Here is a 21,850-nt window from a genome sequence, read left to right as displayed (position 1 = left end):
TGATTGATTGTGAACGAGCAGGACTTCCTCGCCGCGTACGACCCGAACGCCTATCCGGCCGTGGCGGTCACCGCCGACGTGGTCGCCCTGACCATCCGCGACGGCGCACTGCACCTGCTGCTGATCCGGCGCGGCGCGCAGCCGTACGCGGGCCACTGGGCACTGCCCGGCGGTTTCGTCCGGCCCGACGAGGACCTCGCCACCGGCGCTCGCCGGGAACTGGCCGAGGAGACCGGGCTCGGCGGTGAGCCACTGCGCCGCGTACACGTGGAACAGCTGGCCAGCTACGGCGCGCCCGACCGGGATCCACGGATGCGGATCGTCTCCGTGGCCCACCTCGCCTTCGCGCCCGACCTGCCCGACCCGGCCGCCGGCACCGACGCCGAAGCAGCGGCCTGGGTGCCGGTCGCCGAGCTGGCCAGCCGGCAGCTCGCCTTCGACCACCGCCGGATCGTCGACGACGGGCTGGAGCGGGCCCGCGCCAAGCTGGAGTACACCCCGCTGGCCACCCGCTTCCTCCCGCCCGAGTTCACCATCGGTGACCTGCGCGGCGTCTACGAGACGGTCTGGGGACATCCGCTGCACCCCGGCAACTTCCACCGCAAGGTGCTCTCCGTGCCGGGCTTCGTGGAGAGCACCGGCACCAGCACCGAACGCGGCGGCAGCCGGGGCGGACCACGCGCCCGGCTCTACCGGGCCGGCGACGCCCGACTGCTGCACCCGGCGCTGCTACGCCCCGCCAAGGAGGAGACGGCGCGATGAGAACAGAGGAGGCAATCCGGCTGGTCAGCGCGGCCCGCGACGACGAGGAACTGTTCGGTGCCGACGAACCGGAACGCCGCTACCGGGAACTGGTCGCGGTGCTGCACCCCGACCGGCTCGGCTGGCTCGGGCCGGGCGTCCGCGCCGCGGCCACCGAGGCGTTCGTCCAGGTCACCACCCGTTGGCGGGCCCGCCGCGAGACCGTGTTGCGCGGCTACCGGTGCGGCCGGCCCGCGTACTCCGGTGACCTCGCCGACCTGTACGACGTCGGCGCCGACCAGCTGCTCAAGCTGCCCCGCGACCCACGCGACAACGACCTGATGGACCGCGAGGAGAACGCCCTGCGCCGGCTCGCCGAGCGGGGCGACCCGCGCTGGCTGCCGTACGTGCCCCGGCTCGTCGACAGCTTCACCCACCGCGACGCCACCACCGGAGCCGAACGACGGATCACCGTGCTCGCCACCGCACCCGGCCTGCACAACCTGGTCGAGGTGCGGCGCGCGTACCCGGACGGGCTGGACGCCCGCGACGTGGCCTGGATGTGGCGGCGGCTGCTTGTCGCGCTCGGCCTGGCCCACCGGGCCGGCGTGGTGCACGGCGCGGTGCTGCCGCCACACGTGCTGATCGAGCCGCACGAGCACGGCGTGGTGCTTGTCGACTGGTGCCTCTCGGCCGAGACCGGCGGTGTCGTGCCGGCCCTCGTCCCCGGCTACGAGCAGTGGTACCCGGTCGAGGTCACCGACCGCCGCCCCTGCGGGCCAGGCACCGACATCGCGATGGCGGCCCACTGCATGACCTGGCTGATGGGCGCTGCCGCGCCCCGCGAACTGCTCGCCTTCGCCCAGGGCTGCCGCCAGCGGCCCCTGTCCGCCCGCCCCGACGACGCCTGGCGACTGCTCGGCGAACTCGACGAGGTGCTGCACCGGCTCTACGGCCCGCGCACCTTCCGACCCTTCACCCTTACCCCCTGAGGAGGCTGCCATGGGCAGTGGAGTCTGGTCCACCGACGTGTACGACGCCGCCGACCGGTACCGCCGGGCCACCGGCACCAGCGCGTTCTCGTACAGCGACAGCGGCGCGCGGAAGGTGCACCCGGCGCTGGACCCGCACGGCGCGATGCGGGAGAGCCGCGACTCGGCCGAACACCCGCAGTCGACCCCGATCGCGGTGCTCTTCGACGTCACCGGCTCGATGGGGCAGGTGCCCCGAACCCTGCAGACCAAGCTGCCGCAACTGCTCGGACTGCTGCTGCGCCAGGGGTACGCCCGCGATCCGCAGCTCATGTTCGGCGCGATCGGCGACGCCACCTGCGACCGGATGCCGTTGCAGATCGGGCAGTTCGAGTCCGACAACCGGATGGACGACGACCTCGGCCGAATCGTGCTGGAGGGTGGCGGCGGCGGTCAGATGCGGGAATCGTACGAGCTGGCGCTCTATTTCATGGCCCGGCACACGATCACCGACCACTGGGAGAAGCGGGGCCGGCGCGGCTACCTGTTCGTCATCGGTGACGAGCTGGCGTACCCCAAGGTGAAGGCCGCCGAGGTGGCTCGGCTGATCGGCGGTGGCCCGCGTGAGGACCTGCCGCTGCGGCAGCTCGTCGACGAGGTGACCCGGCGCTGGGACACGTACTACCTGCTCCCCGCCGGCAGCCACTACGCCGGCAACCGCAAGGTGCTCGACTTCTGGCGGGACCTGCTCGGCCAGAACGCCCTGGAGCTGGACGACCTCGACGCGGTCTGCGAGACCATCGCCCTCACCGTCGGTCTCGGCGAGGAGGCCATCGACCTCGACGCCGGCCTGCGCGACCTCGACCGGGCCGGTTCGACGGCGACCGGCACCGTGTCGAAGGCGCTGGTGCAACTGGGCCGGGCACGGCGGGCCGAGGTGGCGGAGCTACCCGCCACTCGCGGCACCGGCAGCGGAATCGTCCGGCTGTGACCACCACCCTGCCCTCCGCCCTGCCCTTCGCTCCGGCCGGCCCGGCGGACTCGGCCCGCTCGGCCGCCGTGCCGGGCTCGGTCGGCGCGGCCGGCTCGGTCGGCGCGGCCGGCTCGGTCGGCGCGGCCGGCTCGGTCGGCGCGGTCGGCGCGGCGGGTGGCGGCGGTCGTGAGCACGCGATCGTGGTCGACCTCGGGTACGGCGACGCCGGGAAGGGCACGGTCGTGGACTGGCTCTGCGCGACCCGGCCGGTGCACACGGTGGTCCGGTTCAACGGGGGCGCGCAGGCGGCGCACAACGTCGTCCTGCGCGATGGCCGGCACCACACGTTCGCGCAGTTCGGTGCCGGCACGTTCCGGCCCGGGGTGCGGACGCACCTGTCCCGGCACATGGTGGTGGATCCGCTGGCGCTGGCCGCCGAAGCCGATCACCTCGCCGCCGTCGGGGTGCCCGACGCGCTCGACCGGCTCACCGTGGACGGGGAGGCGCTGCTGGCCACCCCGTACCACCGGGCCGCCAACCGGGCCCGGGAACTGGCCCGCGGTGCCGACCGGCACGGCTCCTGCGGGCTGGGGGTGGGCGAGACCGTCGCGTACGGCCTCGCCCACCCCGCCGAGGCACCCCGGGTGGCGGACTGCCGCAGCCCGGAACTGCTGCGTCGCCGGTTGACCGCACTGCGGGACCGACTCACCGCGGAACTCGGCCCGCTGGACGCCCCGCCGGTCGCCGACTGCCTGCCGGCGTACCGCGCCTTCGCCGAGCGGGTGGCGATCGTCGACCGGTCCTGGCTGGCCGGGGCGCTACGGTCCGGGCCGTGCGTGTTCGAGGGCGCGCAGGGGGTGCTGCTGGACGAGTGGCACGGCTTCCACCCGTACACCACCTGGAGCACCACCACCTACACCAACGCGGAGTCCCTGCTGAACGAGGCCGGACTGGCCGGGACGGCGACCCGGATCGGGGTGCTGCGCACAGTCACCACCCGACACGGACCGGGCCCGCTGGTCACCGAGGACCCGGCGCTGCCGCTGGCCGACAGGCACAACTCGACGAACCCGTGGCAGGGGCGCTTCCGGTTCGGCCACTTCGACGCGGTCGCCCACGCGTACGCCCTGCGGGTCGCCGGTGGGGTCGACGGCCTGGCGCTGACCCACCTGGATCTCGTCGGACGCGGCCTCGACCTGCGCATCTGCCGCCGCTACGACAACCTGGACCGCCTTCTGCCCGGCCCACCCGGCGACCTCGACCGGCAGGCCGCACTCACCGCCCGCCTGCTCCGCGCCCGCCCGATCTACGACGACAGCCCACCCACCGACTGGCCGCAAGCCGTCGCCGAGGCACTCGACACCCCCGTCCTACTCACCTCCCACGGCCCCACCGCCGAGGAGAAGGAGGGTCCCCCTATTAACGCCTGGTGTAGAGGAAGGGCCCCCTATTAACAGCCACTGCCCGAGCATGGAGTCATGGAGGCTGCGCTCGAACTGCTTCGGCACACGCTCACCTCACCGTCGGTGTATCTGCTGCTGTTCGGGCTCGCCGCCGTCGACGCGTTCTTTCCGCTGGTGCCGGCCGAGGCGGCGGTCATCACGGTCACCGTCCTCGCCACCGGCGGCGAACCGAACCTGGTGCTGGTGGCGCTCGCAGCGACGCTCGGCGCACTCGTCGGCGACCACGTCTCGTACGCGATCGGCCGCCTCGGTGGATCGAGCCGGCTGGACCACTCACCGGCGGAGAGTCGACGCCGGGCCGGGTCGGAGTGGGCCCGACGGGCGGTGGACCGCCGTGGCGGCATGATCCTCACCGCCGCCCGCTACGTGCCCGGCGGGCGGACCGCGGTCACGCTGACCATGGGCGCGGTCCGCTACCCGCTGCGGCCGTTCCTCTTCTTCGACCTGATCGGGGCGGCGAGTTGGGCGCTGTACTGCGTGCTGCTCGGCATCTTCGGTGGGCTGGCCTTCGAGCGCCAGCCGCTGCTCGGAATCCTGGCCGGCATCGGTCTGTCGATCACGGTCACCGTGCTGCTGGAGGTGGCCCGCTGGCTGCGTCACCGCGCGCACCGCCGGGCCGCCCTTCGCCGCTGAGCAGTCAGCGCCGATCAGGGCGGCAGCACGCCGACCGGCCACGTTTCCGCGACGGAGTCGGATCACGGTGGGCGCGAGCGTAGCGCCACCGCCAGCCACGGCGCGCACTCACGGCGGCCCGGTCGCCCGGCCAGGTTGCCCGGCGCGGCGGCCTTGAGCAGGAAGCTGCCCGCACCAGGACCGCCACGGCCGGGCTGCCGGGCCGGGCTGCCGGGCCGGCCTCTCAGGGTTGGCCCGGAGGTGGGCTCAGGGCCGGCTACGACTTTGGTGAGAGGGCGCGAACAACCATCGGCCGATGGCGAGAGCCCGCGCCGGAAGCAGGATCGGGGTCATGGAATCGGCGCTCGACCTGCTCCACCAGACGATGTCCTCCCCCTGGGTCTACCTGGCGATCTTCGCGATCGCGGTGGTCGACGGCTTCTTTCCGGTGGTGCCCAGTGAAACCGCGGTGATCACCGCCGGGGTGTTCGCGGCGACCGGGCAACCGGAGCTGTGGGCGGTGATCGCGGTCGCGGCGACCGGCGCCCTGGTCGGCGACCACATCTCGTACGCCATCGGGCGGGGCGGTGGACGCCTGCTCGCGCGACTGCCGGAACGGGGGCGGCGGCGCGCCGCGTACGGCTGGGCCAGCCGGGGTATCGCCAAACGCGGTGGGTTGATCCTGACGGTGGCGCGGTACATCCCGGGCGGTCGGACCGCCGTCACCATGACCATGGGCGCGACCCGGTTCCCCCGACCACGGTTCCTGGCGTTCGACCTGCTCGCCGCCGGCACCTGGGGGCTCTACTCGGCACTTGTCGGTTACCTCGGCGGGCTCGCCTTCGAACAGGATCCGCTGCGGGGGTTGCTGCTCGGGCTGGGCCTGGCGCTCACCGTCACCGTGATCGTGGAGACAGCCCGCTGGGCACACCGCCGGCGGCGCGCGCGTTCGCTGCTGGCGGTTGGGCAGCCCTCGTCGCTGCCGGCGGTTGGGCAGCCGCCGCCACGAGTTTGTTAATAGGGGGCCCTTCCTCTACACCAGGCGTTAATAGGGGGACCCGCCTTACATGCCCTCCATGCCGGGGTGCCAGGTGTGGCCGTGGAGGAGTTGGGCGGCGCCGAGCCAGGCGACGTTCATCATCCGGGTGGCGGTCTTTTCCGGGTCGGCGTCGGGGTGGTCGGCCAGCCAGTCGGCCAGTGACTCACTCGCGCCGACCAGGGCGTACGCGACCACCTCCAGTTCGGTCTCGGCCACCTCGCGCCCTTCGGCGCGCAGCGCGTGGTCGAGCATGCCGGCGACCACCTCGACGATGCGTGCCCGCATCATGGTCAGCTCGTCGGCGAACGCGCGCTCGGCGCGGGCCTGGCGGTAGAGGACCGCCCAGCCGTCGCGGTGCGCGCCCACGAAGCCGAAGAAGGCCCGCAGCCCTCGCCAGAGTCGTTCGTCGGCGGGCAGGTCGGGGACGGCGGCGCCGGCGATGGCCTCCATCATCCGGGTGCCCTCGCGGTGCAGGCAGGCGACGAAGAGTTCTTCTTTGGTGCCGAGGTACGCGTACACCATGGGTTTGGAGATGCCGGCTTTCTCGGCGATCTCGTCCATGCTGGCACCGTGGTAGCCGTGGCGGGAGAAGACCCGTACGGCGGCGTCGAGCATCTGTTGTTCGCGTACGGCCCGGGGCAGGCGCCGGAAGGCGGGCGTGGTGACCACCTTGCGAGCATACCTACTCGTACGTAAGGTTACGCATGAGTAGCCATTGTCGAGAGGTGCAACCCCATGACTGACTTCGATCCGGCCAACTTCTCCAACGTCGGCCCCAAGGAGTTCGCCGAACTCGTCAAGAAGACCCCGGACAGCAAGCTCGCCGAGGTGATGTCGGGTGAGCTGCGCGGCAAGATCCTCGGTGAGGTCTTCGGGCGGATGCCGCAGCTCTTCCGCGCCGACCGGGCCGGCTCGACCAACGCGGTCATCCACTGGAACATCACCGGTGGCCCCGACGGCGGCACCGACACCTACGAGGTGGTCATCGCCGACGGCACCTGCACGGTCAACGAGACCCCGCAGCACGAGCCCCGGCTGAGCCTGACCATGGGCCCGGTCGAGTTCCTGAAGATCGTTTCCGGGAGCGCCAACCCGGTCATCATGTTCATGACCGGCAAGCTCAAGGCAAAGGGTGACCTGGGTCTGGCCGCCAACATCGCGAACCTCTTCGACATCCCCAAGAGCTGAGATGGTCGAATTCTCGCTCGACCTGAACGAGGAACAGCGGGACCTACGCGACTGGGTGCACGGCTTCGCCACCGAGGTCGTGCGCCCGGCCGCCGCCGAGTGGGCCGCCCGAGAGCAGACCCCGATCTCGGGTACGCAGATCCGCTGAACCGATCGTCCACGCGGGACCGTACCCCGGCGGCCGAAGGAGGTACGCGGACATGGACCTACCGTTCATCGTCACCACGCTGACCCGCCGTGGCCTGCTCACCCCGGGCCGCCCGATCCGGGTCGCGTCCCAGCTCAACGCGCTGCGCAGGTGGGGCTGGAGCATCGCTGGCGAGCTTCGCCAGGCTGCCGCCCGGGACCCGGACCGGGTCGCCGTCATCGACGACCAGGGCAACGAGCTGACGTACGCCCAACTGCTGGACCGCTGCGTAGGGCTCGCCCGCGCTCTGCGCGCCGGGATGGGCGTGCAGAGCGGCGACCGGATCGGCGTACTCTGCCGCAACCATCCAGGACTCATCGAGACCCTCGTCGCCACCACCCTGCTCGGCGCGGACGCTGTGCTTGTCAACACCGGTCTCTCCCCGGCGCAGCTGACCACGGTGGCCGGGGAGCAACGGCTGCGGGTGCTGGTGCACGACGACGAGTTCACCGAGCGGACCCTCGGGCTGCCAGCCGAGCTGCAACGCCTCGACGAGCGCGCCCGCGAGGAACTGATCCGCACCGCCCTCCCGGGCGATCTGCCCCCGCCCGAACGCGACGGCCGGACCATCGTGCTCACCTCCGGCACCACAGGCGTGCCGAAGGGTGCGCGCCGACCCATCCCGACCGGTTTCGGCCCGCTGGTGTCCATCATCGACCGGATCCCGCTGCACGCCCGGGACCGCGTCATGATCGCCGCGCCGGTCTTCCACACCTGGGGGTACGCGGCCCTCCAGGTCTGCTTCGCGCTGCGCGCCACGATCGTGCTGCACCGGCGTTTCGACCCGGCCGCCACCCTGGATGCCCTGGTGGAGCAGCGCTGCCGGGGGCTGTTCGCGGTGCCGGTGATGCTGCAACGCATGCTGGAACTGCCGGCACCGGATCCCCGCCCGCCGTTGAAGGTGGTGGCGGTGAGCGGGTCCGCACTTCCCGGTGGTCTACCGGCGGCCTTCATGGGCGCCTACGGCGACGTTCTCTACAACATGTACGGCTCGACCGAGGCTTCCTGGGCCTCCATCGCCACCCCCGCCGACCTGCGTACCGCCCCGACCACCGCCGGTCGGCCACCGTACGGCACCCGACTGGCGATCCTCGACGACGCGGGCGAGCCGGTCCCCAGCGGCCGGGTCGGCCGGATCTTCGTTGGCAACGAGATGCTCTTCGAGGGCTACACCTCAGGCGCGGACCGGGAACGCCACGACGGCCTGCTGAACACCGGCGACCTGGGCCGACTCAACGCCGACGGCCTGCTCTTCGTGGACGGCCGCGCGGACGACATGATCGTTTCCGGTGGGGAGAACGTCTTCCCCGCCGAGGTGGAGCAGTTGCTTGCCCAACTCCCCCAGGTACGCGAGGCCGCCGTCATCGGCGTGGCGGATGCGGAGTACGGCCAGCGGCTCGCCGCCTTCCTCGCGCTGCGCCCCGGCGAGACCCTCGACGCCGACGCGGTCCGCGAGTACGTCCGGCACTACCTCGCCCGCTTCTCCGTGCCCCGCGACGTCGTCTTCGTCAACTACCTGCCGCGCAACGCCACCGGCAAGGTGCTCACCCGCGAACTTCGCCGCCACCTCGGCTGACCATCCCCTCCCGGGCAGCCCTTACTGGCGATCACTCCGGGCGGACTCCGGGCGTTCCCGGATCCAGCCGTCCCGCCCGCTGGGCAGGATCAGCCGATGCGAATGTTCAGACGCACCTTCATCGCCGGTGTCGCCCTCGGCGCCGTGCTGGTCGGCACCGCGGGCGCTCCGGTCACGGCAGCCCCCGCCGCGCAGCGGGGATGTCACCTCGGCACCCTCGACCCCACCGGTTTGGTGGCGGCGGTCGGCCCCATCCCCGATCAGGAACTCACCACCACCAGTGTCCACCTGCGGGTCACCACCCCGGCCGGGTGTTTCCACGACACCTTCGGCGTCCGCGACCTGCAATCCACGGCACCGGTGCCGCCACACGCCCGGTTCCGGATCGGCAGCGTGACGAAGGTCTTCACCGCCGTGGTCGTCTATCAGTTGGTGGCGGAGGGCCAGCTGGACCTCGACGCACCGGTGCGGCCGTACCTGCCGGACCTGATCCCGGCCCACTGGCCGGCGATCACCGTACGACAGTTGCTCGCCCACACCAGCGGCCTGCCCAGCCCGGTCCTGCCCGGCGGGCTCGACTGGCAACTGGCCCACCGCTATGACCGCTGGACCCCCGAGCAGATCGTCCGGGCAGCGCTGGTGAACCCGTCGGAGTACGTGCCAGGCACGGCGCAGCGCTACACCAACATGGGCTACATCGTCGCCGGCATCCTGATCGAGCGGCTGACCGGCATGTCGTACGCGGAGCAGATGCGGCAGCGGATCTTCCGGCCGCTCGGGATGCACGACACGTACGCGCCGGGCGTCGCCACCGGCATCCGAGGCCCACACGTCCGGGGCTACCAGTCGGTGAGCCGCGATGGACGTCCCGAGCTGGTGGACGCCACCAGGTGGAGCCAGACCTTCACACCCGCCGCCGGTGATCTCATCTCGACCCTCGCCGACCTGGACCGGTTCACGGCCGCCCTGTTCGGCGGTCGGCTGCTCGCTCCCGCGCAGCAACGCGAGCTGTTCACCCACCCGTGGCAGGGCGCGGAGCTGAGCAACGGCGGGCTCTCCTCGGTGCGGCTCCCCGACGGCCGCAGCTTCTGGGGCAAGTCCGGTGCCCGCTACGGCTACCAGGCGCTCATCGGCGGCACCGAGGACAGTGCCGTCCGGGTCACGTTCGCCGCCACCCCGACCGACGCGAAGGCCGACGGGCAGTCAGCGCTCGCTCAGCGACTCCTCGGTGCCATCCTGGCGCTCGCCTGACACCTAACGTCACCGGCGGGTGACCATCGACTGACATCCCGGGAAGCTCGGACAGCGGGCGAGAAAATCTGTGCTCAAAGCGCTAGACATTCTTGCCGGGACTGACTAGTGTTCCTGGTGTTGAGAGAAAAGATCCACGAAACACGCGGACGAAGCAGACCGAGCATCAAGCAGGGCCCGGAACCATGTCGTGGCTCGCTCGGCACAGCGGTGGCAGCAGACATCACCGCACGACAGATATCAGAAGCAGAGGAAAGGGAGGGCTGAACACCGTTGGATCGCCCGCCGCCAGGACGGAGTTCACATTCTGGGGCGGTCACCGCAGTTCCATCGAACGAAAGGTGGTCTCCGGTCACGCTTATGCGATCCTCGCACTCCACACCGCCGAGGGCGGTGGGTGCGGAAACGACAACCCGACGAACCTGTCGGTAGATGGTGTTTTTCGACCCGAAACCCTGGGCCCCGGCGCTCTCGCGCCGGGGCCCTCGTCTTGGAGACATGCATATGGCCCAACCCGACGACATGTTCGGCGACGATGACTACCCCGCCTACACGATGGGCCGCGCCGCGGAGATCACCGGCGCGTCGCAGGACTTCCTGCGCCGGCTCGACGAAGTGAAGCTGATCGCCCCGTTCCGGTCAACCGGCGGGCACCGACGCTACTCCCGCTACCAGTTGCGCCTCGCCGCCCGGGCTCGGGAGATGGTCGACCAGGGCACCCCGCTGGAAGCAGCCTGCCGCATCATCATCCTTGAAGATCAGCTCGAAGAAGCCCTCAAGCGGAACGCCGAACACAGATTTCAACAAGAGACGTGAGCACAGATCGCAATCACCCTCGGTGTCTGTTCGCGACACAAGGCGATCGTGGGGGCCCAAACCAGCGCAGCCCGGGATAGCCTTGCCGGATATGGCTACCTATCGCAGCGCCTCAGTGCTTCTCTCCTCCGACGGCACCAGGACCCCCGGCACCGCCGCACTTTTCGCCGAGCCCGCCCGCAAGGGTGGGGTCCCCCCGTGGGCAGGTGACTTCCGACCCGCCAACAGCGCCGGCAACGGTCCCAAGAACGCGGTCGGGAAGACCTTCACCTTGGAATTGCCCGACGGCAGCACCGGCAAAGTGGTGGTCCAGGGCCTCAAGCGCGGGAAGGGCGGCGTCGTGCTCGCGTTGATGGGCGAAGACGCACCTCCGTTCTGATCAGGGGCGGACCGGACGGACCGCCCCTGCTCATCTGTCGGTGGCACGCCCGATGGCGGCAGCTACTCCGCCGACCCGGTCAGCGAGCAGACCAAGCGCACCGACCGTCCGGTCCACCGGATCGTCACCGGCACCACCGAGCGCCTTCGACCGCTGATAGGCGTCCTTCACCTCGGCCCAGCGACGGGCCTGCTCAGGGCTGAGCCGGCCACGCAACTCGGCGAGCTTGAGCAGGTTGGCCTCGGCGCCGGAGGCCAGGGTCTGCGCCTCGCCGAGGTAGTGGTCATCGATCACCGCCTCCAGCTCGTCGTCGGTGAGCACCGGGACGACCCGCTCGGCCAGCTTGGTCATGTTCCGGTACGAACCCTGAAGCTGGAACGGCGGCTCGGTGCGGGCGTCGTCGGACTGCGCCGCCGAGGCGATGTACGCCTGGTTGTTGGCCAGCACCACCTGCTGCACCCGCAGCAGTTTGCGCAGCACCGAGACGATCTGCTCCAACTCCACCGGCGGGTACGGGTGGGAGAGCTGGTCGGCGCGGACCGAGTCGTCGCCGCGCGCCATCCGGACCAGCAGCTCCAGGTCGGCCCGGTCCCGACCGGCGAGCGGAGCCAGCACCGGGTTGGCGGTCAGCGCGTTCTCGATGTAGCTGAGCGCGAAGACCTCCTCCCGACCGGAGAGCACGTCGCCGAGGTTCCACACGTCGGCCCGGTTGGCGAGCATGTCCGGGATCCGGAACCGCTTCCCCGACTCGGTGTACGGGTTTCCGGCCATGCACACCGCGAACCGCTTGCCGCGCAGGTCGTACGTGCGGGTGCGGCCCGCCCAGACGCCCTCCATCCGGCGCTGCCCGTCGCAGAGCGAGATGAACTTCTGCAACAGCTCCGGGTTGGTGTGCTGGATGTCGTCCAGGTAGAGCAGCACGTTGTTGCCCAACTCCAGGGCGAAGGAGATCTTCTCCACCTCCTGCCGGGCGGTGGCGTCGGGTGCCTCGGCCGGGTCCAGCGAGGTGACCTTCGAGCCCAGGGCCGGCCCGTTGACCTTGACGAAGACCAGGCCGAGCCGGCTGGCCACGTACTCCATCAGGGTGGTCTTGCCGTAGCCGGGCGGTGAGATCAGCAGCAGCAGGCCGGACTGGTCGACCCGCTTGCCGTCGCCGGTGGCACCGAGCTGCCGGGCCAGGTTGTCGCCGATCAGCGGCAGATACACCTCATCGAGCAGCCGGTTGCGGACGAAGGCGTTCATCACCTTCGGCCGGTACTCCTCCAGCCGCAGCCGGTCCCGCTCGGCGTCCACCAGCGCGTTGCGTCGCCGCTGGTAGTCCCGGTACGCGGGGATCAGCTCGGTGCGGAAGGCCCTGGTCCGGGCCAGCGTCTCGTCGAGCCGGACGTCGAGTGTGGAGCCGTCGATGCGGGGGTGCGCGCCGAGCAGCCCGCCCACCGTCTCGGTCATGGCGGCGGTGCTGTCCTGGCGGGGCAGCTCGGGGCCGCACAGCTCGACCGCGACCGCCTCCGGCAGGTCGTAGGAGGACAGGTCGCCGTCGTCGGTGGCGAGGAAGGCGGTCAGCCACGCCTGCACCAGCTGATGGCGGCCGGCCAGGTCGTCGCCGAGGGCCCGCAGGTCGTCGTCGAACTCCCGGGACGAGCGGGACTGGGGTCCGCCGAGCGCCCGGCGGAACCGGTCCAGCATGGTCCGCGCCCCGCTGCCGGTGACGAACCGCACCGGCGGCGCGGACAGCTCCGCGAACAGGTACTCACCGGCCAGCCCGGTCCCACCGGCCGCAGTTGACGAACCGGTGTCGTCGGCCGGACGCGGCAGCCCGGTGTCGCGCAGGAACGCGTCGATCGCCTCGGCGAGCTGCGCGCTTAGCTGGTCGGCGGCGTCCTCGCCGTCCGGGCGGCCGAACCGTTGCCGGGCCCGCGCCAGGGAGGCGGCGCGGGCGGTCCAGGCCGTCCGGGCCGGCTCGTCGGTGCCGTACCGCCAGAACAACTGGGCGGCGGCGCGGTCGGCGGGCGGGTAACGCAGCAGTCCCGCGCCGGTGTGCAGGCGCAGCAGCACCCGCAGGATCTCGGCGGCGTCGTGGTCGTGCACGCCGCGCTCGTACCCCTCGTCGTAGCGGGTTTCGGCGACCCGCCGGACCAGCTCACGCAGTGCGTCGCCGGCCACCGCCGCGGCATGCAGCGCGTCCAGGGTGAGCCCGTCGCGGCCCGCCTCGGCGGCGGACAGGATCGCGGTGGCCAGGTGTTCCGCCCGGTACACCTGCGCCGACTCGGAGACCAGCAGCTGGTCCCAGAACCGCCGGGTCTGCTGGAACTCCTCGTCCCGCACCGGGGCGCGGTAGTCGGTGCCGGTCACCGCCACCGCCATCCGGCCGTCGTGCGGCACCACCGCCACGTCGATCGGCTGGGTGTTCACCGCGAACCGGTGCCGACCCAGCCGGATCGTCTCGCCGCCGTCGGCGTACAGGTCGAGCCGGTCGCGCAGGCCGCGCCCGGCCTCCTGGCGGGCGGCCCGGACCCGGCCGTCCAGCTCCTCGGCCCGCACCGCGTCGCCGAGGGTACGCAGCTCCTCGACCACCGTACGCAGCTTGCCCACCATCGGGTCGGCCGCGAAGTAGGTGTTGATTTCGTCGAGCGAGCCGAGGGCACCGGCCCGCCGCTGCACGCTGACCAGGATCCGATCGGCCGAGGCGACCAGCCGGTCGGCGCGGCGGGCCCGCTCGTCCAGCAGCGCCTGCTTGCGGCTGGAGAACGCCTCGTAGATGTCGGTACGCCGAGTGGACAGTTCGGCGAGGAAGTCGTCGAACTCGCCGAAGCGGGACTCCAGTTCCTCCACCCGCAGCAGCAGCCGGCCGAGCTGTTCGTCGCAGCGTTCGGCGGTGTCGGCCGCTGCCAGCGCGCCGGTCACCGCCTGCCCGAGCAGGGCGAACTCGGCGGCGAAACCGGCCCGCCCTTCCACCGCGGCCAATTCCCGCCGGCGCTTGTCGAGCACGGCCCGGGCCCGGTTGACCGCGCCCAGCACCTCGCCGACCCGGCCCAGGATCTGCGTCCGGACGGTGGCGTCGGCGATGTCCAGCCCGCCCACCACCTCGGTGATGGTCTGCAAACCTTCGGTACGGGCGGCCAGCTCGTCGCCGACCCCACCGGCCTCGGCCACCGTGCCGATCTCGGCGGCCCGCCCGGCCAGCCGGTCCACCTCCTGCTGGTAGCCGGCGAACGCCTCGTCGCGGCGGAGGAACTCCACCGCCCGCCGGCCCGCCGCCGCCAACTCCTCGTCCAGCTGCCCGGCCAGCTCGTTGATCCGGTCGTGGTCGACGTAACGCAGCTCGCGCAGTGTCTCCAAGTGTCCGCGCGCCCGACGCAGGCCACCGAGTTGGGCGACCCAGTCGTCGGCGGTGAGCGGTGCCTCGCCCCGGGCCCGCCGGGCCAGCGAGGCGATCTGCTCGGCGCCGGCGTCCACCTCGGCGCGGGCCCGCTCGGTGAGCGTACGGACCTTTTCGTGCTCCTCAAGCACGGCGGTGGCGGTGCGGCGCAACCCGGTCAGTGGGGTGGCCAGGTCACCGAGGTCGTCCTCGCCGAGCCAGTGGTAGTGGTCGCTGATCCGGGCGCAGGCGGCGATCAGCGCCTCGTACACCTCGGCGGTGGCGGTGCTGTCGACCATCCGGGCCGCCGAGAGCGAGTCCGAGATGCCGCGTACCAGGTCCGCGTTGCCGACCCGCTCCAGCGGTCCGGTCCCCGCCGGCTGCGCCGCGGCGTACGCGTCGGAGACGTACGGCGTCTGCCAGATCTGCATCGGGTGGACCCGGGTCGGCTCCTCGGAGACCGCCCGGAACACCACGAGCGTGCCGTCGTCGAAGAGCGAGAACCCGTGGCACGGGATCGGTGCGGCCACCTCCTTGCGGATCGCGTTGTACGGCAGCAGCAGCGACCGTCCGTCCGCGCGGGCGTGGAAGACGTAGAGCACGTCCTCGCCGTTGGGTGACCGCACCACCCGCTCGAATTCGAGGCCGGCGACCTCGGTGTCGAAGGTGCGGGTGACTCCGGTGGCCAGGTGGTAGCCGCCGGGGAAGATGATGCCGTGGTCGTCGGGCAACCGCTGGCAGGCGACGCCGATCCCGTCGAGCCGGACCACCTCCCGGGTCAGCGTGTTGAAGACCAGATGCCGCCACTGCGTCTCCTTGTACGGCCGCAGCCGCAACAGCAGCAGCGAACCCACCCGGGCCCAGTGCACGTCGGCGTCGGCCAGGCTCTGCAACGGCTCGTCCACCGGCTCGCTGTAGATGCCCTCGCCGACCTCGGTGTTGTTCTCCACCTTGACGGTGAGCGTGCCGCCCACCGTCTCGACGAAGACCTCACCGGCGATGGAGATGTGCGGATGCCGACCGAGGACGTGGTCCTCCCGGGTCGTCTCGATCCACTCGAAGTCGTGGCTCGGCGGGAAGACGTGGTCCCGTTCGCCCCGGCTGTCCAGGTACTCCGGCACCCCGTCGACGCCTACCTGCCAGCGCAGCACCCGGATGTCCTCGGTGCGCGGCCCGGTCTGGAAGACCGCCAACAGCCGGCCGTCCACCCGACGCAGTTGCAGCAGCCGGGCCTGCCGGTAGTAGCGGTACAGCTCGGCGAAGTCACGGACGAACTGCGGGTGGCGCAGCAGGCCGGGCAGTTCGTCGTGGCCGGCCTCGTCGAACCGGAACGCGTCCGTACCGTCGCCAGGCTCGCCGCCCGGGCCGCGTTCGCCGGATCCGCCGGATTCGCGGACGAAGCGGTGCAGCGAGAAGACGTCGTCGACAGTCGTCTCCGGCTTCAGGCCGATGAAGACGTTGTAGCCGAAGAGCATCAGCCCACCGACCGAGACGATGTCCCGGGGTACGCAGTTGTGTTCGGTGCGGATCCGCTCGGTGCTCAACAACCGCAGCTGGGTGCTGCCGAAGACCTCCAGCCGGCGGGTGTTGAGGGTCTCCGCCCGCCGGGTCAGCTCGGCGGCCTGTGCCGCGAGCCGCTTGCGCAGCACCTCGTAGCTGCCGTCGTCCAGCCCCGGCTGGCCGCTGTTCGGTGACGCATCCGCACCGGCCGGGGCCGGTCCGGCGGCGTCGGGCGTACGCCCGATGTCGGCCGGACCGGCGATCGGCTCACTCACCGGCGCGCTGCCGCGAGCCGGTGAGGGCGGCGACCGGGGTCTCCGCCACGCCCAGCCGCTGCGCGGCCTTCAGCAGTTCCTGGAGCTTGCCCTGGTCCGCGCCGCCGGCGCGGATCTGCTGCGCGAGGAACGCGGACAGGGTGAGGTTCTGCACGTCGGCGCTGTTCAGCGAGCCGACCATCCGGGTCAGGTCCTCGGTGAAGCTGGCGCTGCCGTCCAGCCACGGCTGCGCCAGGTTCTTCGCCACGTCCGAGTGGGCCACGAAACCGTCCACGCTCTTGCCGAACGAGATCGAGCTGAGCAGCCGGTCGAAGAAGACGCTGTCCCCACCCACGATGTCGATGTTCGCCTTCTCCAGGCCGGTGGAGACCAGCTTGGCCTGTGCCTCGGCGACCTGGCGCTGGGTGTCCAGCCCGGCCAGCCGGACCTCCTTCTCCAGCTCCAGGCGCAGCCGGTACTCCTCGTGCTCCCGGGTGGCGTCGTCGAGCGCGGCCATCGCGGCGGCCTTCTCGGTCAGACCCTCGGCCTCGCCCTTCAGCTTCTCGCGCACCGCGTCGGCCGCGGCCACCGCCTTCTCGCGTTCCACGGCGGCCTCGGCGCGGCCCACCTTCTCGATCGCCTCGGCGCTGCGCTCCTGGACCTGCACCTCGGCCAGACCGGCCGCGGCGGTCTCGGCCTGGATTCCCTCGGCCAACCGGATCTTCGCTCGGGTGTCCAGCTCCGCGGCCTGCTGCCGGGCCTCGGCCAGCACCAGTGCCTCGCGGGCCTTGTGCTTGGCCGCCGCCTCGGCGGCCTCCGCCGCCTTGATGTCCTTGACCAGGTTCTCCTGGGCCTCGGCCTCGGCCTGGATGACGACGGCCTGGCGGGTCCGCTCGGCCTCCTCGACCACCCGCAGCCGCTTGATGTTCTCCTCCTGCTCGGCCACGGTCTTCTCCACCGCGATGCGCTCCCGGATCACCTCGGCGATGGCCCGCTTCTCGGCCTCCACCTCCTTGTCCTTGGCGATGGTGCTCAGCTCGGTCTCCCGGTCCCGGCCGATGACCTCAAGCATGCGGTCCTTCTCGATCCGCTCGGTCTCGATGGCGATGACCCGCTCGCGGTTCTTCTCCGCCACCGCGATCTCCCGAGCGCGGTTCTCGTGCTGGATGCCCAACTGCTCGTCGGTGCGGATGTTCGCGGTCTCCGCCCGCAGCCGCTCCTCAGCGCGTACCCGGGTGATCTCGGCCTGCTCGCGGGCCCGCACCGTCTCGACCTCGCGGTGCTGCTTGGCCTCGGCGTCCGCCTGCCGCCGCTCCAGTTCGAGGATCGCCTCCTTGGCGTCGACGTTCTGGCGGGTGATCTCCTTCTCCTCGTTGCGCCGGAACTCGTTGGTCCGGACGTGCTCGATCGCGGTCAGCTCGGTGATCTTCCGGATGCCCTGGGCGTCGAGGATGTTCTTCGGGTCGAGCTGTGCCATCGGCGTCTGCTCCAGGAAGTCGATCGCCGCGTCCTCCAGGCTGTAGCCGTTGAGGTCGGTGCCGATGACCCGGATGATCTGGTCCCGGAACTCGTCGCGCTTGGTGTAGAGATCGACGAAGTCGAGTTGCTTACCCACCGTCTTCAACGCCTCGGAGAACTTCGCGTTGAACAGCTCCTGGAGGGTTTCCCGGTCGCTGGCCCGCGCGGTGCCGATCGCCTGCGCTACCTTGACCACGTCCTCGATGGTCTTGTTGACCCGGACGAAGAAGGTGATCCGGATGTCGGCGCGGATGTTGTCCCGGCAGATCAGGCCCTCGTTGCCGGTCCGCTCGATGTCGATCGTCTTCACCGAGATGTCCATGATCTCGGCCTTGTGCAGTACGGGCAGCACGACCGCGCCGGTGAAGGTCACGTCGACCCGCCGGATCTTGGAGATGATCAGTGCCTTGCCCTGCTCGACCTTGCGGAACAACCGACTGACCATGAACACCACGCCGAGCGCGACGAGCAGGACGACGGCGAGGAGTACACCGATTCCGGTGGTGATGACTTCCATGGCTGGGCGCGCGGACGGCGGGCGGCCGGCAGCGTACGCCGGGCGGGACGCCGCGCATCCTCCTTTCGAGACGTCTCAGGGGCAGCGTGGGACAGGCCGGCGGTTGGGGGTTCCGGCTGTACCCGGTGACGATTCGGGGTGCTCCGCGGGCGACCGCGGCACCAGGGCGGCTACGTGGCGGAATGTCTCAGGGGGTCGAAGGTGGGCCCGGCGGGCATCACCCAGAAAAACTCGCCCTCGGTGTCGTAGTCGTAGATCAACGCGGAGCTGCCGGCCGGCATCTTCTCCTCGCCTGGCTGCCGGATCTGCACCACCGCCGACGAGCCGTCGGCCGCGGTGACCTCGGCCTGACCGAAGTCGGCGGTGACCGTGCCGGTGCGGACCACGCAGAGGCGGCCGACGAAGGCGTGCCGGGTGGCGTCCGACTCGGCCGGGAAGAGCCGACTCAACGGCACCGCGACCAGCCGGGTCACCAGCCACGCGCAGGCTGCCGCGGCCAGCAGAACACCTATCGAGACGACGATCCGGGTGCCGGAGCCGAAGCCGAGGCCGTCGAGCAGCGCCGTGCCGGCCAGGCTGACGAACCAGGCGACCGCCACCAGCAGGGAGAAGATGACGGCGCTGGGCACACCGCCGAGACCGAGTCCGGCGAGGACCGTGCCCGGCACGCCGTCGACATCCAAGTCGTCGCCGAGATCCAGCACACCGGTCAACACCAGCAGCCAGTAGCCGACGACAACCACCAGCAGGAAACTGAACAACACTGTGGGAAAGCTCAGGGCCGCGCCGAGAAAATCGGTCACCGCGTCCTCCTCCCCGTGGCCAGCGGCTCTTTCCTGCCGCCGACACGATGATCGTGACACGGGCTGTCAACGTCCGAAGGCCGCCGATCGGCTGGTTTCCGCCGGTCCGGGCGGGTGGACCGGCCGCCCCCTCACCGGGCGAGCCGGACCTCTTACGACCTGCCGGTTACCGGGGGCGTTCGGTCAGTTGCCGATCGGGGCCACCAGCATGCCGACGGCGCCACACGTCTGCGCGGGATCCTTGAATTGCGCACCGTCGACCACGTAGACGAGCGTGCCCCATCCGGTAGCGGAAGGCGCGGCGGTCCCTGCCGGCGCGGCAGGGGCGTCGTCGCCCGGTGGTGAAGGGGTCGCCTCGACCCGCTGCACGCACGGGTACAGGTGCTTCGGCGCGTCCTGGTCGAAAATCGACGGCCAGGCTCGCCGGCAGGCGGTGACAGGCGTCTCGCCCGCCAACAACCAGGTGTCCCCCATCCGCTTCAGCCCCGCCGTGGCGCACACGAACGCCTCACCGTTGGCCGGTAGCGCCTCAGGCGGTGCCGTGGGCGCGTGGTAGCCACCGATCGCCGCAGTGGTGCCGCCGGCGACCACGAGCCCCGCCACCACCACACCGGCGACCGTGAACTTCCCGCTCTTGCGAGCTGGCCGCTCCGGTTCACGCGGCAGATCAAGGATGCCAGCGAGTACCGCCTCACCCTGTGCGGTGGCGGTGAAACCGACCTGGTCAGCCGGTCGGGCCGCCGCGATGAGCTGCTCGGTTCCGTTCGCTCGCCGCTTCACCGCAGCCCCCTCACGTACGAAGTCAGATTGCCCGTCAGCGGCGGGCGCGGCTCCATCGACCGGTTGCCGTATGCCTGCTCGAAGCGGCGGCGGGCCCGGTGCAGTCGTACGGCGAAGGTGGCAGCCGTGCACCCCAGCACCTTCGCCGACTCGCCGCCGCTCAGGTCGTACCAGTACCGCAGCAGCAACACCTCACGGTCGGCCTCCGGCAACGCCGCCAGCGCGGCCAGCACCTCGGCCCTGCGCAGCACACCCGGCCCGGGATGTTCCACCCCGTCGACCTCGGCCTGCGACCGCAGCCGGATCTCCAGGGCCGCCTCGCTGGCCCGAACGCGCTTGTGCTGCAGCATCAGCCTTCGGGCGACCCCGAACAGCCACGGGCGTTCCTCGCCGTGCCGGATGGTGGCCAGCCGCCGCCACGCAACCGTGAAGACCTCGCCCACGAGGTCCTGCGCATCATCGTTGCCGAGCCGATCACTGGCGTACGCGAGGACCGCGTCACCATGCCGGCGGAACAGGTCGGTCAGCCGCTGGCGGTCCTCGGCGCTCTGCTGCCCGTCCGGCACAGCGTCTCCAGGTGGTCTCACACCCGTACTTGTCGGTGCGGCCGGAGTTTCTTACCGACCGCCACCCGCAGCGGGAATGCGACCCTATGGAATGGCGATCCGGCCCTCGATCGCGGCGGCGGCGATGTCCGACCGGTGGTGCGAACCGGCCAGCTCGATGCCGCGTACCAGCTCGTAGGCGGCGTCGCGGGCGGCGGCCAGGTCGGTGCCGGTGGCCGTACCGCAGAGGACCCGGCCCCCGGCGGAGAGCAACGCGCCGTCGGCCTCCCGACGGGCGGTGCCGGCGTGGATGACCCCCGGCCGCTCCGCGCCGGTGATCACGTCACCGGTACGCGGCTTCGCGGGATAGCCCTCGGCGGCCACCACCACTGTCACGGCGGCACCGGGGCGCCAGCGCAGCGGCGGGTGCTCGGCCAACGTGCCGGTGGCGGCGGCGTGCAGCAGCTCGGCCAGCGGCGTCTCCAGCAGAGCCAGCACCACCTGGGTCTCCGGATCACCGAAGCGGGCGTTGAACTCGATCACCCGGGGGCCGGCCGCGGTGACGGCGAGCCCGACGTAGAGCAGGCCGGCGAAGGGCGCGCCCCGGTGGCGCATCTCGGCCAGGGTCGGCTGCACCACATTGCGCATCACCTCGTCGACCAGGCCGGGCGGCGCCCAGGGCAGCGGAGCGTACGCGCCCATGCCGCCGGTGTTCGGCCCGCTGTCGCCGTCGCCGACCCGCTTGAAGTCCTGTGCCGGCAGCAGCGGCACCGCCGCCTCGCCGTCGGTCACCACGAAGAGCGAGACCTCGGGGCCGGCGAGGTACTCCTCGACCACCACCCGGCCGCACTCGCGCGCGTGCGCCAGCGCCGCCGCCCGGTCGTCGGTGACGACGACACCCTTGCCGGCGGCGAGCCCGTCGTTCTTCACCACGTACGGCGGCCCGAACTCGTCAAGCGCTCGTGCGGTGCCGGCCTCGTCGGTGCAGGCGTGCGCGCGAGCGGTGGGTACGCCAGCGGCGGTCATCACGTCCTTGGCGAACGCCTTGGAGCCCTCCAGCCGGGCCGCCTCGGCCGACGGGCCGAAGACCGCGATCCCCTTGGCTCGTACCGCGTCAGCCACCCCGGCCACCAGCGGCGCCTCCGGCCCGATCACCACCAGGTCCGCCGCGACCTCCACGGCCAGCCCCGCCACGGCACCCGGATCGGCCACGTCGACAGCCCGCTGCTCCACCACTCCGGCGATCCCGGCAATCCCCGGATTACCCGGCGCCGCAATCAACTCCGTAACGGACGCGTCCCCGGCGAGCCCCAGCGCAAGCGCATGCTCCCGCCCACCACTACCCAACAACAAAACCCGCACAACCTCGCATCCTACCC

General features: G+C 71.4%; 18 protein-coding genes and 1 pseudogene. 12 read left to right on the top strand and 7 right to left on the bottom strand.

Going from position 1 to position 21,850, the window contains the following annotated elements; translation table 11 throughout:
* Positions 1 to 3: 3 nt before the first annotated feature.
* From C1I93_RS11200 to C1I93_RS11175, 6 genes are all read left to right on the top strand, one after another.
* The gene (locus C1I93_RS11200; protein WP_181445119.1) at positions 4 to 762 is read left to right on the top strand and encodes an NUDIX hydrolase; all 759 of its coding nucleotides are present in this window, start codon (positions 4 to 6) and stop codon (positions 760 to 762) included.
* Positions 759 to 1,733 carry a serine/threonine protein kinase gene (locus tag C1I93_RS11195; protein ID WP_111243189.1) on the top strand — a complete coding sequence of 325 codons (975 nt, stop codon included), beginning with the start codon at positions 759 to 761 and terminating at the stop codon, positions 1,731 to 1,733. The genes C1I93_RS11200 and C1I93_RS11195 overlap by 4 nt, the downstream gene beginning before the upstream one ends.
* 10 nt (positions 1,734 to 1,743) lie before the next feature.
* Positions 1,744 to 2,703, top strand: coding sequence for a hypothetical protein (locus tag C1I93_RS11190; protein WP_111243188.1), 960 nt, complete (start codon positions 1,744 to 1,746; stop codon positions 2,701 to 2,703).
* Between the two features lie 179 nt (positions 2,704 to 2,882).
* Complete coding sequence (locus tag C1I93_RS11185) at positions 2,883 to 4,139, top strand: adenylosuccinate synthetase (protein ID WP_111243199.1); 1,257 nt, start codon at positions 2,883 to 2,885, stop codon at positions 4,137 to 4,139.
* Positions 4,140 to 4,163: 24 nt separating this feature from the next.
* Complete coding sequence (locus C1I93_RS11180) at positions 4,164 to 4,781, top strand: DedA family protein (RefSeq protein ID WP_111243187.1); 618 nt, start codon at positions 4,164 to 4,166, stop codon at positions 4,779 to 4,781.
* Positions 4,782 to 5,112: 331 nt separating this feature from the next.
* A complete protein-coding gene (locus C1I93_RS11175; protein WP_111243186.1) occupies positions 5,113 to 5,778 on the top strand; it encodes a DedA family protein in 666 nt (221 codons plus the stop codon).
* 45 nt (positions 5,779 to 5,823) lie between these two features.
* Here C1I93_RS11175 and C1I93_RS11170 read toward each other — a convergent pair whose 3' ends face one another.
* The gene (locus C1I93_RS11170; protein WP_111243185.1) at positions 5,824 to 6,468 is read right to left on the bottom strand and encodes a TetR/AcrR family transcriptional regulator; all 645 of its coding nucleotides are present in this window, start codon (positions 6,466 to 6,468) and stop codon (positions 5,824 to 5,826) included.
* Between the two features lie 66 nt (positions 6,469 to 6,534).
* Here C1I93_RS11170 and C1I93_RS11165 point away from each other — a divergent pair, with 66 nt between their 5' ends.
* The 6 genes and pseudogenes from C1I93_RS11165 (at position 6,535) to C1I93_RS11140 (ending at position 11,196) form a co-directional block, all read left to right on the top strand.
* Entirely contained in the window at positions 6,535 to 6,987 is a 453-nt protein-coding gene (locus C1I93_RS11165; RefSeq protein WP_111243184.1) for an SCP2 sterol-binding domain-containing protein, read from the top strand.
* A 1-nt stretch (position 6,988) separates the two neighbouring features.
* Positions 6,989 to 7,111: pseudogene (locus C1I93_RS11160) on the top strand (acyl-CoA dehydrogenase family protein); the annotation flags it as partial.
* Between the two features lie 76 nt (positions 7,112 to 7,187).
* Positions 7,188 to 8,750 carry an AMP-binding protein gene (locus C1I93_RS11155; protein ID WP_111243183.1) on the top strand — a complete coding sequence of 521 codons (1,563 nt, stop codon included), beginning with the start codon at positions 7,188 to 7,190 and terminating at the stop codon, positions 8,748 to 8,750.
* Between the two features lie 96 nt (positions 8,751 to 8,846).
* Positions 8,847 to 10,001, top strand: a complete 1,155-nt coding sequence (locus tag C1I93_RS11150) for a serine hydrolase domain-containing protein (protein WP_111243182.1) — start codon at positions 8,847 to 8,849, stop codon at positions 9,999 to 10,001.
* Positions 10,002 to 10,505: 504 nt separating this feature from the next.
* The gene (locus tag C1I93_RS11145; RefSeq protein WP_111243198.1) at positions 10,506 to 10,817 is read left to right on the top strand and encodes a helix-turn-helix domain-containing protein; all 312 of its coding nucleotides are present in this window, start codon (positions 10,506 to 10,508) and stop codon (positions 10,815 to 10,817) included.
* A 91-nt stretch (positions 10,818 to 10,908) separates the two neighbouring features.
* Complete coding sequence (locus tag C1I93_RS11140) at positions 10,909 to 11,196, top strand: hypothetical protein (protein ID WP_223256345.1); 288 nt, start codon at positions 10,909 to 10,911, stop codon at positions 11,194 to 11,196.
* 30 nt (positions 11,197 to 11,226) lie between these two features.
* Here the strand turns inward: C1I93_RS11140 and C1I93_RS11135 are convergent, their stop codons facing one another.
* The 6 genes from C1I93_RS11135 to purD form a co-directional block, all read right to left on the bottom strand.
* Positions 11,227 to 16,329 (bottom strand): DNA repair ATPase, encoded by a 5,103-nt coding sequence (locus C1I93_RS11135; RefSeq protein ID WP_220039565.1) that lies wholly within the window; start codon positions 16,327 to 16,329, stop codon positions 11,227 to 11,229.
* Positions 16,322 to 18,343, bottom strand: coding sequence for a flotillin family protein (locus C1I93_RS11130; protein ID WP_111243180.1), 2,022 nt, complete (start codon positions 18,341 to 18,343; stop codon positions 16,322 to 16,324). Before C1I93_RS11130 ends, C1I93_RS11135 begins: the two co-directional genes overlap by 8 nt.
* A gap of 170 nt (positions 18,344 to 18,513) precedes the next feature.
* Positions 18,514 to 19,146: an OB-fold-containig protein gene (locus C1I93_RS11125; RefSeq protein WP_111243179.1), complete on the bottom strand. Its 633-nt coding sequence runs from the start codon at positions 19,144 to 19,146 to the stop codon at positions 18,514 to 18,516.
* A 183-nt stretch (positions 19,147 to 19,329) separates the two neighbouring features.
* Positions 19,330 to 19,926, bottom strand: coding sequence for a hypothetical protein (locus C1I93_RS11120; protein WP_111243178.1), 597 nt, complete (start codon positions 19,924 to 19,926; stop codon positions 19,330 to 19,332).
* Positions 19,923 to 20,492, bottom strand: coding sequence for an RNA polymerase sigma factor (locus C1I93_RS11115; RefSeq protein ID WP_181445118.1), 570 nt, complete (start codon positions 20,490 to 20,492; stop codon positions 19,923 to 19,925). The genes C1I93_RS11120 and C1I93_RS11115 overlap by 4 nt, the downstream gene beginning before the upstream one ends.
* Before the next feature lie 84 nt (positions 20,493 to 20,576).
* A complete protein-coding gene (purD, locus tag C1I93_RS11110; protein WP_111243176.1) occupies positions 20,577 to 21,833 on the bottom strand; it encodes a phosphoribosylamine--glycine ligase in 1,257 nt (418 codons plus the stop codon).
* Positions 21,834 to 21,850: the final 17 nt, after the last annotated feature.

It is taken from the genome of Micromonospora endophytica (genome assembly GCF_003236305.1).
In the GTDB taxonomy this organism is placed as follows: Bacteria; Actinomycetota; Actinomycetes; order Mycobacteriales; family Micromonosporaceae; genus Micromonospora; species Micromonospora endophytica.
The sequence above is the reverse complement of the archived record's forward strand: the minus strand, read 5'-3'. Positions and strand labels throughout refer to the sequence as shown.